10 protein-coding genes and 1 other annotated feature are annotated in these 14,124 nt (G+C 36.1%); of the genes, 8 read left to right on the top strand and 2 right to left on the bottom strand.

The window, feature by feature from the left end:
• Window positions 1-416 precede the first annotated feature (416 nt).
• From K9V48_RS24480 to K9V48_RS24490, 3 genes are all read left to right on the top strand, one after another.
• Window positions 417-1,436, top strand: a complete 1,020-nt coding sequence (locus K9V48_RS24480; protein ID WP_224141723.1) for a zinc-binding alcohol dehydrogenase family protein — start codon at window positions 417-419, stop codon at window positions 1,434-1,436.
• Window positions 1,437-2,153: 717 nt separating this feature from the next.
• Window positions 2,154-2,984, top strand: coding sequence for a D-amino-acid transaminase (gene dat / locus K9V48_RS24485; protein WP_224141724.1), 831 nt, complete (start codon window positions 2,154-2,156; stop codon window positions 2,982-2,984).
• 214 nt (window positions 2,985-3,198) lie between these two features.
• Window positions 3,199-3,342 (top strand): hypothetical protein, encoded by a 144-nt coding sequence (locus tag K9V48_RS24490; protein ID WP_224141725.1) that lies wholly within the window; start codon window positions 3,199-3,201, stop codon window positions 3,340-3,342.
• 232 nt (window positions 3,343-3,574) lie between these two features.
• On the opposite strand, the gene K9V48_RS24495 is transcribed toward K9V48_RS24490, so the two are convergent.
• Both K9V48_RS24495 and K9V48_RS24500 read right to left on the bottom strand, forming a co-directional pair.
• Window positions 3,575-4,816 carry an efflux RND transporter periplasmic adaptor subunit gene (locus tag K9V48_RS24495; RefSeq protein WP_224141726.1) on the bottom strand — a complete coding sequence of 414 codons (1,242 nt, stop codon included), beginning with the start codon at window positions 4,814-4,816 and terminating at the stop codon, window positions 3,575-3,577.
• Window positions 4,816-5,490: a hypothetical protein gene (locus K9V48_RS24500; protein WP_224141727.1), complete on the bottom strand. Its 675-nt coding sequence runs from the start codon at window positions 5,488-5,490 to the stop codon at window positions 4,816-4,818. Before K9V48_RS24500 ends, K9V48_RS24495 begins: the two co-directional genes overlap by 1 nt.
• A 291-nt stretch (window positions 5,491-5,781) precedes the next feature.
• Between K9V48_RS24500 and K9V48_RS24505 the strand changes: the two genes are divergently transcribed.
• From K9V48_RS24505 to K9V48_RS24525, 5 genes are all read left to right on the top strand, one after another.
• Entirely contained in the window at window positions 5,782-7,941 is a 2,160-nt protein-coding gene (locus K9V48_RS24505; RefSeq protein WP_224141728.1) for a S8 family serine peptidase, read from the top strand.
• A 491-nt stretch (window positions 7,942-8,432) separates the two neighbouring features.
• Window positions 8,433-9,890 carry an RNA-guided endonuclease InsQ/TnpB family protein gene (locus tag K9V48_RS24510; protein ID WP_224141729.1) on the top strand — a complete coding sequence of 486 codons (1,458 nt, stop codon included), beginning with the start codon at window positions 8,433-8,435 and terminating at the stop codon, window positions 9,888-9,890.
• A 402-nt stretch (window positions 9,891-10,292) separates the two neighbouring features.
• Window positions 10,293-11,483 carry a hypothetical protein gene (locus K9V48_RS24515; RefSeq protein WP_224141730.1) on the top strand — a complete coding sequence of 397 codons (1,191 nt, stop codon included), beginning with the start codon at window positions 10,293-10,295 and terminating at the stop codon, window positions 11,481-11,483.
• Window positions 11,452-11,706: a hypothetical protein gene (locus K9V48_RS24520; RefSeq protein ID WP_224141731.1), complete on the top strand. Its 255-nt coding sequence runs from the start codon at window positions 11,452-11,454 to the stop codon at window positions 11,704-11,706. The genes K9V48_RS24515 and K9V48_RS24520 overlap by 32 nt, the downstream gene beginning before the upstream one ends.
• Before the next feature lie 990 nt (window positions 11,707-12,696).
• Window positions 12,697-12,949: a binding site (T-box leader), on the top strand.
• A 69-nt stretch (window positions 12,950-13,018) separates the two neighbouring features.
• Window positions 13,019-13,843 carry an ATP-grasp domain-containing protein gene (locus K9V48_RS24525; protein WP_224141732.1) on the top strand — a complete coding sequence of 275 codons (825 nt, stop codon included), beginning with the start codon at window positions 13,019-13,021 and terminating at the stop codon, window positions 13,841-13,843.
• Window positions 13,844-14,124: the final 281 nt, after the last annotated feature.

Below are 14,124 nucleotides of genomic sequence, written 5' to 3' on the forward strand. Positions count from 1 at the left end.
TGCCCGATTTCTGAATATTGGAGTCTTAGCGGTCACCTTTACGTGAGTTACGTGCCCGATTTCTGAATATTGGAGTCTTAGCGGTCACCTTTACGTGAGTTACGTGCCCGATTTCTGAATATTGGAGCCTTAGCGGTCACCTTTACGTGAGTTACGTGCCCGATTTCTGAATATTGGAGCCTTAGCGGTCACCTTTACGGTAGTTACGTGACCATTTTCTGAATAATAGAGACATATCGGTCAACTTTACTGGGGTTAGATGCCAAATCAGTCACTGTTGATGGACTCTATTGACAATAGCAACAAAGTTTACGAAAACAGCCTTTTTACAAAAAGATAAATAGTTGGGCAGTGTCAACCGGCTACAAGGGTAGCCTGATGAGCGTATTGACTGCTGCCTAGTGGAGGGATAATTGATGAAAGCAGTTGTTATTAATAAACCATTTGAAGTTGAAATAAAAGAAGTGCCAAAACCTGAAATTCATGATGAGAAGGATGTCATCATTAAAGTCCTTGCTGGCGGAATTTGCGGATCAGATATTGGAATTTTTAATGGAACCAATTCATTGGCTACATATCCGCGGATTATTGGTCATGAATTTGCGGGTGTTATTGAGGAAGTTGGCACAGCTGTGACGAATGTGAAGATTGGTGATTTAGTAGCTATTGATCCCGTAAATAGCTGTGGTCATTGTTATGCATGCCGTACAGGTAACCATAATGTTTGTTCAACGGTTGAAGTAACAGGCGTTCACCGTGATGGTGGTTTTGCAGAGTATGTAAAGACAAGTGAAAAAAATGTGTTTAAAGTAGATGAATCGAAAATTGATCCACAAAATGCGGCGTTAGTAGAACCATATTCTATCGGCGTTGAAGCAAATGAGCGCGGTCGCACGACTGTCGGTGATAAAGTATTAGTCATGGGTTCTGGTCCAATTGGGATTGCGGTTATGCAAGTGGCGAAAGCGCGCGGGGCAGAGGTGATGATGACTGATTTATTAGACAAACGACTGGACCGCGCACTTGAAATGGGTGCTGATAAAGTGGTGAATGTTCTAAAAGAAAGCTTAAGTGAAGCGGTTCAGGAATTCACAAATGGCGACGGGGCCCATGTGATTATTGATTCCGTCTGTTCACCACAAAGCCTTGAGGAAGCACTAGAATTAGCAGCACCATCCGGTCGTGTTGTCACATTAGGAACAGGAAACAAGCCATCACAGATTGCTCAAGTAGCATTTACGAAAAAAGGCTTGGATGTTAGGGGATCAAGACTAAGCAATAATCGATTTCCCCATGTCATTGAATTATTTGAAAAAGGAGCCGTCACACCAGAGAAAATGAAAACACATACCTTCCATTTCAGAGAAATCGAAGCAGCGTTTGAATTTATGAAGGAAAATCAGGCGGATGTGTGTAAGGTTGTTATTACGTTTTAGTTTGTTTTGGGTGCCTGTCACTCATCTAATAATCAATCGTTCCACAAGCTGATCTTATCAGAAAATCCTGGTTCTATAAAATTCTCGTACTGTGGATAAGCTCACTACATCCATAGCTCTCGAGGTCATAGGCCAATTAGGAGTTGAAGGTAAAAAACACCTTCTATTCCTGATTGGCTTATTTGCCCAAGGCTGATACAGGCGCTTGCACTTTTGTTCGTGCGCTTACTTTTATCTGAATTAGTACTTTTGCAACTGTGTAGGGAGCATTTGGATTGAGTGATTTAATGTGTCGAGCTTGCTTTCGATTCGATGGACTGAAAAGCAATAGTGGTAAAAAAGGATGAAATTGTAAAAAATATTTTAAATGAATCGATGAATATGCAGCAAGCGATTGTTTAAATGCATGACCTGCAAGGAAAACATACAACCTTCGAGGCGCTTCCTGAAATTATAAACGATCTAAAGAAACAAGGCTTTGCGTTTGAGGAATTGTCTGAACATAGCTATAACAATCAATTTATCGCAACAAATAACTAAGTAAACGAATGCTTAAATGATTACGGTTATATAAAGTAAGGCTAGTCGATCATGAAATCTCATGATCGACTAGTCTTTTTACATTTAAAATAAACGGTTAATTTAGCTTTTAATTTATGGGAATTTTTGTAATAATTGTAGTGGGTTTTAGAGTATTTATCTGAAAGAGGCGAGCTTATGAAAGTTTTATATAATAACCAATTTAAGAATCGTGATGAAGTTGTGATTGATATTGAGGACAGGGGCTATCAGTTTGGAGACGGAATTTACGAGGTCATGCGTGTTTATAATCGCAATGTTTTTACTTTAGATGAGCATTTAGCGAGATTTGTAAGAAGTGCTGCTGAGTTAAAAATACAGCTGCCTTATAGTGTAGAAGATATCAAGACTATGCTGCTCGAGCTTGTTGAACAAAATCATTTAGAAGAAGGCTCAATTTATGTACAAATTACACGTGGGACTTCAATGAGAAATCATTCATTTCCAGCTCAATCTGTTTCACCTGTTTTGATTGCATATCCACTCCCAAAAAAGAATCCTTCACAAGAACAACAGCAGGGAATAAAAATGAAGCTCGTCGAAGATATGCGCTGGTTAAGATGTGATATTAAAAGCTTGAATTTATTATACAATGTGATGGCCAAACAAGAAGCACTTGACCATCAATGCTATGAAGCACTTCTTCATCGAAATGGCACGATAACAGAAGGATCCTCAACTAATTTTTTTGCGGTGAAAGACGGAAAATTGTACACCCATCCAGCCAACAATCTTATCTTAAATGGTATTACAAGGCTGGAAATAAGGAAGTTATGTGAAGCTAATGACATGACAATGATTGAAAAAGAATTAACGATAAATGGAATTGAAAGCTTTGATGAGGCTTTTATTACATCTACAACACTTGAAATTGTCCCAGTTACACAGATCGATGATACGGTAATTGGTCAAGGTGAACCTGGGGAGATGACAAAAAGGCTGCAAATGCTTTTTCAAGCGTTGATTTAGAGGTAAGTAAAGAAGTTTTATGTTGTCATATTATCGGATATATCAATAGACGAAACAATGGCATTTTGGTTTACGTCACAGTGACCACTCGAAATTTGACGAAGATTGATAGACTGTTAAATGGAAAGATTATGATAAGATAAAGTTGCAACTGAATATTGTGAGGGTGGTTGGTTGTTGCACTTCTTTCCTTTATGGAAGGGAGGTGATAACCATGGAAACATTTCTTGAATTTCTACGAGAAGTTCTGAAGGGGATTGTGCGTGAAGTTAGTGCCTATTTCTTTCGAAAGAACGTATTAGAAAACAAGAAAACCACCCCGCGCCGTAGGAAGCAAAAGGGTGGTTCTCAAAAGTAATATCCTTATGACAACCACCACCCTAACGGTAGAGGTTGCAGGGAGAAGTGTTGGTCGCACTTCTCTTTTTAATATATGTCAATTATACACAAAAATATCCCTTTAAGAAACATTTAGGTTTAAGTACTATTCTATCAATTCTATTACTGGGTTGTTTTTTGAATATGATAGTAGGCGTAAGAAATTCCATTTCTATGAGCTTTGTGCCAAACCCGTACAACGTGAATGGCTTCTATTTTTCAATTAATCCAATTAAGAAAAATTCCCATTTCTCATATTTAGAGAGATCCTTAATTGCAGATTTTGTTAGGCGCTTAGGTTTCATTTCTGTTACAAAGTAGGCGTTATTTTGATGTGCTTGATGTGGAGAAACCATTAAGACTTCTCTGATTTGTACACCTTTCGTCATTTCCTGAATCCCTTCAAAGCTTAAGCCCATTTGGACAGATTGCTTTTTGATCCGACTATTTTCATTTAATAGATAAACATACGGATTTTTGATGTTATAGATTGCTTTTTCCGGAATAGTTGGTATACCAATGGCTTCGGCCGTGACAACTGATATATCAGCTTTCGAACCTATTGCGAGTGGTTCTGGTTGTTCTGTCATGATTGCTTCAAAATGATAATGGTTTTCCTCATCGATCTTAGGCTCATTTACTGGATAAGAATTGATTTTGCCAAGTGTTCCTTCAAGTTTCTTTCCTGCAACGTTAGCTGTAAACAGCATTCCCGTTTCTGCTAAATTAAATTGGTTTTCTGTTAGCTGCCCCTCAATTACTTTGACATTTGAAGTAATGGTTATGACGGGATTTCCGAGCTTTTCATTTACTTTTTTAACAATTCCGTCCGTTTCGCTCACCATCATGACTGAACTGCTTTGTTCATCGATAGAGCTTAACTGACTATCATATTTTTTTACTTTTTCTTCAAGCTTGCTTTTTTCAAGCTCTTGTTTATAAATTTCCTGTTCAATCGTATGAATCATCACATCTGATGACGCATCTTCATCGATGTTTAGGTCTTCCTCTAAAGTAAAATCAGGTTCAAAATAGGAGGGTGTAGATGAAATGGAAGATTGATAGTCTAACAGTTTGCTAATGTAAATGTCTATGCTTGCTATTTCTCCCTCTGTCTGCTGTCTTTCCAGCTCCAGTGTTTCTCTTATTTTATCTAGTTCAGGTGTTCTATACTCAAATAAAGGAGTTCCTGCTGTTACTTCATCCCCTTCTTTTACAAGAAAACGTTGAAATTCCTTATCTCTATCATGAAAGTAAACATCATATTCTTCTTGAGGCATTATGATGCCCTCTGTTTCAAACGTCTGAACAACATCGTCTTTCTTTACGCGCGTCCAGTTGTCGACGTAGACGGTATGTTGGATCTTACTATCCTTCTTGGCAATTAAATAGCCGTTTAATGCAATAAAACTTAGCGAAACAACCGTTAATGAAATGACGATCCACTTTTTCATCAAAACCACCTCCTTAATAAGACAGGTACCTCAATATACGCAGTTAAAGCTGTGAACAGCCAAGTGATAACATAAACGACTAAAATAACGGTGAGTGTGAGATATTTATTTCGTCCAGTCAGATTTTTAAGATAATAGTAAAGGAGAGATATGGCCGCAAATTGAAAAAGTGTCATCGCGCCGAAAAAATGATTCCAATACTCGTTACGAATAAAATACTGGCTGATGACGCCAAACGAAAAAGGATTGCTAGCTTGATTCAAATCAAATAACACAAGTACCAGTGAGGTGATGGCTTGTTCAGCTAAATAAATTGAAAACACAATCATCTGAACAATTACGGCTTTTATGTAATCAACATTAAGACAAAGCCAGAAAACAAAGGCAGCAAACCAAATAAATAGAGTCGTATCTAACAAGCTTAAAACAAGTCTTCCTCCGAGCAGCAATAGCTTGCCAGCTTCAAACTCTTCATTGGTTCGTTCTGTAATGGTTCCGGAATATGTCTCTGTACCAATCCCAAAATATGTACTTGCCGCAAAAATGATGAAACTAAGTAGATAAAGCAAGATCAGTTTAAGACCAATCCCTGAAAATGCCTCCGCTTTTTGCAATTGATAAAGACTTGTCTCAGGCTGGAACAGCCCTTTTACTACGTGCATTCGATAGATCATAAATGTTTCCCCTTTATAAGATAATTCAGCTATGTTTATTTTATCTTAATTTGAAGGGAAATGATGGATTTTATTGTGAATATATTGTTGTGTTAATAGGTGCTTTCTTATTGTATGGTTGTTCATAAGTTTAAATAGGTAGATGATTATTCTTTTTCTATTAAATTTTAAAAAGGAAATAAGCGCAAAAAAAGGAATAGAAATAGTGGTATAAATTTTAAAAAACGGAGTATTCTTCTATGAGCACATTAACCTATGCTGTTTTAGGACGTAATTCACAGGAGGATGCGGATGAAAAACAAGAAAGCAGTTATCAGTACTTTGGTAGGGATTAGTATATTTTGCTTTAGTTTCAGTGCTTTTGCGGAATCGCCCAACGATAATGTGAAAAAGGGGTCACAATCTTTAGAACCTATTATTCAAATTTCTTCTAGTCAAGCGGATGAAGAACCACCTAAATTTTTAAAGCCTGATCGTACATTGAAGCAAAGACATATTACTCAAAGTGAATCAAAGCGAGGATACAAGGCTAATGAAGTCATTGTAAAATTTAAACAAAATAAATCAGTTGCCAGTTTGGGAGCTGCTGGAAGGGCAAAAGGTTTAAAGGAAATTAAACATCTTGATAAACAGCTAGGCATCAAGACTTTACAATTTGATACCAATGTTGCTTCAGTAAATGAAATCGTAAGTTTTTTAAACGCTTCTGATGATGTAGAATATGCAGAACCAAACTATATTTATAAGCCTTCTGCCGTTCCAGATCCTATGTACAACCAGTTGTGGGGGTTGAAAAATTCAGGCCAATCAATTGATGGTGTACCTGGTAAAGTGGGGATAGATATTAAGGCTGAAGGTGCATGGACAAAGACGAAAGGCAGTACATCTACTGTCATCGCTGTCATTGATACAGGAACAGATATTTTCCATCCGGATTTAAAAGATAATATTTGGAAAAATCCAGGTGAGATAGCGAATGATGGGATAGATAATGATAGTAACGGATATATAGATGATGTAAACGGTTGGAATTTTTTTGATGGAAATAATGATGTGTATTATAGTGCCGGTGAAGATGCGCATGGCACTCATGTTTCAGGAACCATTTCAGGGAGAACAAATACAATTGGGGTAATCGGCGTATCTCCTAATGTTAAAATTATGCCTTTAAAATTTATCGGTCCTTTTGGTGGGTCTTTAGAAGATGCTATTCTTGCTGTCAATTATGCTAAGGCTAAAGGGGTTAAAATTTCGAATAACTCATGGGGAGGTGGAGGATTTAGCCAAGCACTCTATGATGTGATTAAAAATTCCAATTCCTTATTTGTTGCTGCAGCTGGAAATGATGGTGTAAATGCCGATTCAAGCCCAATGTATCCTGCTGCCTATAATCTATCAAATATCCTCTCAGTAGCGGCTCTTAACAACACAGGTAATCTTGCCTCATTCTCTAACTATGGAGCAACGAGTGTAGATATAGCAGCGCCTGGGGAACAAATCCTAAGTACAACACCAGAGAATACCTATGATTTCTTTGATGGAACATCGATGGCAAGTCCACATGCAACAGGTGCAGCTGCATTAGTCACAGCGGTATATCCTAGCTATACTCCGCTTCAAATAAAAGATAAGCTAATGAAGTCAGTTACAAAACTTTCATCCTTAACAGGGAAAGTCGCAACAGGAGGACTTCTTAATGCTCAAACAGCTGTAGCATCTACAGATATAGATGGAAATATTCCTGGTGTTCCATTTACAGGTACTAGTAAAACCTCTACCTTAAATGCGACCTCAGACAAAGATGATGTCTACTCTATTAAGCTCTTAAAAGGTGAAAAACTCTCTGTCACATTATCTGGGGCAACAGGAACTGATTTCGATCTTTATCTTTATGATAAAACTGCGACAACCGTAAATTCTAGTCAAAAAATTGTTGCGTACTCTGAGAAGGCTAATACATCTAGTGAATCATTTACGTTTGTTGCACCATCAGATGGAACATATTACTTAGATGTGTATGCTTATAAAGGCAGTGGTAGCTATACTGTAAATGTCAAATACGGAGTAACTGCTGGTACTTACGAAGATGTCAATTCAAATGTAAGCTTCAATGGGAACTGGCAAAAAGTTTCAACAAGCAGCGCTTCAGGCGGTTCTTACAAATGGGTAAATGAATCGAGTGCAAGTACACAACTTGTCTTTAATGGAACCGGAATCTCGTACACAGCTTTCAAAGATAGTACCCAAGGAATTGCAAAGGTAACATTAGACGGAGTATCATACACGGTAGATTTATTTTCTAGTTCTCCTCAATATAAAGCCACAGTATTCAGCAAAACTGGGCTGAAAGCAGGAAGACACGTACTCAAAATTGAATGGACTGGAAAAATTCATACCGGAGCAAAAAAGACAGCCACGAAAATAAATGTAGATTCTTTCATTGTAAAATAGTGCTGCTCTTTAGGGACTGTCACCGCTAGATTGCTAGTGAAAAAAGGTCAGGTGCTAATAACGCCTGATCTTTTTCTAGTTCGCTAAACGATAAGAAAACCATCCCGCGCCGTCACAAGCAAAAGGATGGTTCTCAAAAGTAACTATTTTTTGACAACCACCATCTTGACGGTAGAGGTTGCAGAGAGAAGTGTTGGTAGCACTTCTCTCTTTTTTATTCTATTCCCATTATACATGACAATATTACAAGTGAAAGAAGGGTCTTTGAAGGGTTACGTCACAGGGATCACTCGAAATTAGTTCTGGTCACTGTGACGCCCCGGAATAGTGTTAGGGGACTATCAGTACACGAATTTTATGAAATGCGAAACTAACACCCGTTACTTCAGTGATGGGATACAGTTTCTCTTTTTTTTTGAGAATTAGAAATGCTATGAAAAGACAAACGAACATTTGTTTGGTAAAATAACAATGTAGGAAGGAGGATTAAAATGCCAAAGGATGAGAAAGAGAAAGAATATCGAACATACCAAATTACTATTAAAAAAGGTCATAAATTGTACGCGTATTTTAATGAGCTTTGTCTAAACAGTAACAATTTGTACAACGCAACAAACTTCTATATTCGGCAAGTATACACGGCATTAAAACAAGAAAAAGAGCTTCAGCCACTACAGAAAGAAATAATTGATATTCTTCATAAGAATATCGACAAAATGAACGACAATCAGCTCATGTCTTATCGTAAGAAGTTAGCAAAAGAGAAGCTCAAACTAAAAGAAGAACAAAAAGTTGGAAAAGCAAATCTATTTGAAATGCCTACAAAAGAAAAGTCATTTGTTGATTATCATTTTCTAGATTGTTTGTTTAAAACAATCAAACAAAAAGATTATTATTCGTTGCCTGGTCAAGTTAATCAACAAGTTGTTAAAAATGTCATTCAAAATTGGAAAAGCTTTTTTAAGAGTCTAAAAGAATACAAAAAACATCCAGGAAAATATAAGGCTAGACCAAATATTCCAGGCTATTTACCAAAAGGCAGTCGAAAAGAAACTATTCTTTCAAATCAAATTTGTAAAATAAAAGATGGAAAACATCTTAGTTTTCCCAAAATAAAGAGGAAATTAAATATCGGAAAAATAGCGTCCATGAATGGAAAGTATCAACAAGTAAGGATTATACCAAAATATGATGTGTTCGTTGTTGAGGTCGTTTTTTTAATTGGAGAAAAGAAAGGCATTAAACTAAAAAAAGAACGATGTATGGGCATTGATTTAGGTCTTAATAATATCGCAACAGTGGTTACGAATACAGGGCTTCGACCGATACTTTTCAAGGGCGGAAAAACCAAAGCCATCAATCAATGGTACAACAAAATGCGAAGTTGTTATTATGGAATTCTTCGAAATGGTAAAAAACAAAATGAAGGGTTCTACCATTCAAAAAAGTTAAGTGCGCTGGATTCAAAAAGGCACAGACAAATCAAAGATTTTTTCCATAAAGTTAGTTTTAACATAGTTAAAATAGCTACAGAAAATCAAATTGATACCATCATCATAGGTAAAAATGAAGGTTGGAAACAAGAAATTGATTTAGGTAAGAAAAACAATCAAAATTTTGTTCAAATACCACATTCTTTGCTTATCGAACTAATAACTTACAAAGCAAGTGCCGAAGGCATTGCAGTCATTGTAACAGAAGAAAGCTATACCTCTAAAGCAAGTTTTCTTGATGAAGACGACATTCCAACCTACAAATCGGGGAATGAAATGAAATTTGTCTTCAGCGGAAAGAGAATAAAAAGAGGTTGGTATCGTTCCAAAAATGGCAGGTTCATCAATGCTGACGTAAATGGTGCAGCGAATATTTTAAGAAAAGTAGTGCCGAAGGCATTCGTCAACGGCATAGCGGCTGTGTGTTCCCAGCCTCTAGTGGTCAATGTGCCCTAGCATATACCCTGAAACCCGTGATTTCAATCATGGGAGGTTCATCGAAGATTGTTAGAATACTTGCTTGCTGATCTTAAGCTGGTCCACTATTTTGAATTTGAAATTTTTCTATTCCCTTTTCTATAAGATAAGAACGTATACGTTTTTGTACTTAGTTTTGATGTCTAGCGCAAGCGGCCTAGCCCTCGGAATCATAAGCCACACATGAATTGAAGGGGTAAAGAACTCCTTCTATTCATGTGCGTCTTATGCCATGCCTGAGGCTGATCAAGGCGCTTTTCTTATCCTAGCGGGACTGATGCTTCATAAATCAATTGGTATATATGGACGATTCTTTATTTGTCGACTTAATAACATTTACATTTTTTAAAAATTTTGGTATTAATTAGATGAGGTGAAAATATGTCAGATAAACCGAATTACCACGGCTTTTTACATAATTTTGCACCGAAGATGGACAAGGTATTAGCTATATTTCGTACAGAGTCCACTAGAGAAAACATAAAATCAAATTGGCTTAATGGTCTATTTTTACTAATGTTGAGGGAAGTAAGAACGTGCTTTAAACCAATTTCCAAGCTTGATGGTATGAAAGTGACGAACTTAACTGGGCTCGCAGTTATTGGGGGATTAATTGCTTCAATAATATCATGGTTGTTAGTCTTACATTGGGGATGGGTAGTATTCATTGGATTAGCTTCATTTGTTCTTATCTTAGTGTGTTTAATACCATATTATAAGAATAAAATGCTTGATATTTATCACCCATTTTTCCATATGCCCGCGTATAAAAAGTTTAGGCCTAATGAATATGAACTACTCAACCATTCCGTTATGGATAAACACTTCTCATACACTGATTTAGCAAACTATGTTGATGAAGTTTCAACGAAACAAACTGAGGAATCTAATGTAGTTGAGATTATTACGAATCAGTTGAACGAACAAAAAGATGAATACAAGAAACGGATACAAGAGCAAGTAGATAGAGAAAAGGAAATTGTTAAAGAATATCGGGATGAAATTGAAAAGTTAAATGATGATTTAGATGAATATGAAACTGTCATCAGCTATTTAGTAGAGTTCATACAAGAAATTTACGTCATTATGCGTCGGATTGCTTCTGGTATGTTTCATTTTTCTGATCTTAAAATGATTTCAGGGTTTACGATTTATCAAATGAAAGACAACGAATTAACGAGAATTGCAGATGAAGGAACTACGGGTCAAACACCAAAATATATTGATCTTAATCAAATCAATCATAATCCATGGGTACAAACAATTATAGATGCTGCTAAAGGCAAGAAGGAACTTGAATTACGTAATAATCAACCGACAGAGGGATATGAGAGCGTTTCTTTTAAGTTCTATTTGGGGAAAAGTAAGAAAATGTGGATTTTTTCTTTGCAAATCCATCGATCTACTAATCCACGTGGGTTTCTGTTAGCGCTTTCTGATAATAAAATAGACAAGCGAGTCATTTATGAAATGCTTTTTGGTTTATGTTTAATCCTTGATGATAAATTAGAGGGGGAGAAAAGGAAAGGAGAGGAGACTTTTGGCAGTAGACAAATCGGAGAGTCAAGCTAGTGATGGAAGTAGTACTGTGCTGAAGTCTAGATTCCAATCTGAAATCATGACCTCTCGTCGAAAAGCTAGACGTGCTAGAATTAATGCTGTTCATAATCAAGTAAATCATATGATTAATCGAAATCATGATCGTACTTCGGCAATTGCTAGAAGAGATACCATTGAAGAACAACTAGAGTACCAACATCGTGCAGCTAGAGAAGTAGATGTGAGTAAAGACTAAATGAAAGCCCTATCCTCTAGGGCTTTTTAATTTGTCTTATTAAAAGTATAAAAGTTTGATCGTTGTCCATACTTGCTAGTAAAAAGAAGGCAAGGGTGAGATAACGAATGGGGAAGAAAGTTGTAAGTATTAATTCTAAATCGAAAATTTTAAAAAGTCGTTCTCAGGATGAAATCATAACGGGGAGAAGAAAGAAACGGAAGGAAAGGCAGGAGACTTTGTTGAGGAGACTGGGGAAGTAGTTAGGTAGTTCCGAGAATATCCGAGATACTAGTTTTCTGTGTCTCCAGCAGATTTTGTTAAATTAAGTAGAGTATGCGAAGGAGAGAATTTTAAAAGAAGGCATTTTGAACAAAGTAGTTCAGAACGTCTTCTTTTCTTTTTATTTTCATATAAATTTTTAGAAGAAAGATTGATAATTTTCGTACATTGAATCTTTCAATATAGCCCCTTAAATTAGAAATAGTCTTGGAACCACTTCATCTTTGAACCTCCTAATTTTGATGTGGTTTTTTCTTAGAGTTTATGTAAATAAAGGTAAATGGGGGATTTTATAGGATTGTCATACTGTATTGTTCACTAATCATGAAAAAGGGCCATCAGATGAAGAGGGTCCTTTTTTAGTGCGTTAGATTATCATGGGATCTCTTTTCGATGAATTAGTGTTTTTGCAACTGTGAAGGAAGAAGGTGCAGGGGGATGGGCTAGGGTGCATGTCTCGCGTCACTATAAACAACCAAAGCGAAGAACAATGAGAGCACTATGGTAATCTCTCATAATACGTAACAGTAGATTCCCTTATCTTTACATAAGTAAGGGGATTGTTTCATGATAATAAAGTTGTTTAAAAAACGCCAGTCATGCTATTCAACAATCGGGCCAGATTGTGAAGCAAATAATTGTATAAAGAAATCCAATTATCTTCCTTAAATAACCATTTGTTTTATTTTCTGGTTAATATACAATAATGTCTAATCAATCTAATTCTATTTAAATTCTATGAAGAGAAAGAATACGTTATTGTTTCTGTTCCAAAGAGAGCTGGTGTTTTGCTGAAAACCAGTGTTCAGATAATAATCGAAAATCACCTCCGAGAAGTAAAGCCGAATGTTTAGTAAGCTTTATCGGTTTCCTCCGTTACAAGGGACAACGTATAATTGTACGTTTGTAAAGGGTAGTAAAGTGTTATTCAAACATTTTATTAAACAAGAGTGGTACCGCGAGTTTCAATCTCGTCTCTTACTGAGACGGGATTTTTTGTTTTTTAGGATGTTTTTACAATAAAAATTTAAGAAAAGCAGGTGAAGGCGTAATGAAGACACTACTATTTGTAACAGATTTATATTATGAAGCAAAAGGAAGAAACTATTATGAAGAGGATTTATTTCTAACTTCTAAACTTAGAGAAGCCTTTAATTTGGTCATCTGTCATCCTGAAGATATTGAAGCATTTGAAGATAATGCTGATTTAATTGTTTTCCGAAATGCAGGTCCAGTCGCAAATTTTAAAGACAAATATGAAGCATTCCGAAACCGAATTGTTTCTAAATATTTAAACACATATAATTCGTTTAATGGAAAGGCTGATATGAACGGAAAAGAATATTTAATTGAACTAACAAATGCTCATTTCCCTGTTATTCCAACGATTGATACCCTTGATTCCTTAAATAAACTTCCTAGTGTAGACACGTATATCGTAAAGCCGAAAGATGGAGCAGACTCTATCGGAATGGAATTTGTTACAAAAGATGAATTGAGTGAAAAAGTTAATTCAGAATCGAAAAATACATTGGTACAACCATTTATCAATTTTGAATATGAAGTCTCATTTTATTTTATCGACAAAGAATTTCAGTATGCTCTTTATGCACCAGATAAAGATAAAAGATGGGAATTGAAAGAGTATGTACCAACGGAAGAAGATTTAGCTTTTGCTAAACATTTCATCGACTGGAATAATCTTAACTGGGGGATTCAACGAGTTGATGCCTGTCGAAGCGAACAAGGGGAGCTTTTATTAGTCGAATTAGAAGATTTAAATCCCTATCTTTCCTTATTAGAATTATCTGAAGAGACACGTCAGAACTTTGTAGAAGCAATGAAAAAATCATTACAAAAAGCTCTTCAAGCCTAATTTAAATCAAATATTTTGTTGAGCTAATGGTTAGCTTATCTTGAATAAGGTTTAAGCAATGACCTTCAGCAATCGGGCGCGCTAATTGAACAAGCAGCATTAAAAGGATCTTCGATCGAAGATCCTTTTTAATTACCGATAACATCGCTTATGGTGACTAGATTTGAACCATTTAGACACTAAAAACACTTTTAAATTCAATTATAGATTACTTAAAATCAAAAGATCCCTAAGCACTATTTGCAAAGGGATCTTCTGTAATAATTGTTGAATTCCTATTA

The organism is Metabacillus rhizolycopersici, assembly GCF_020075705.1.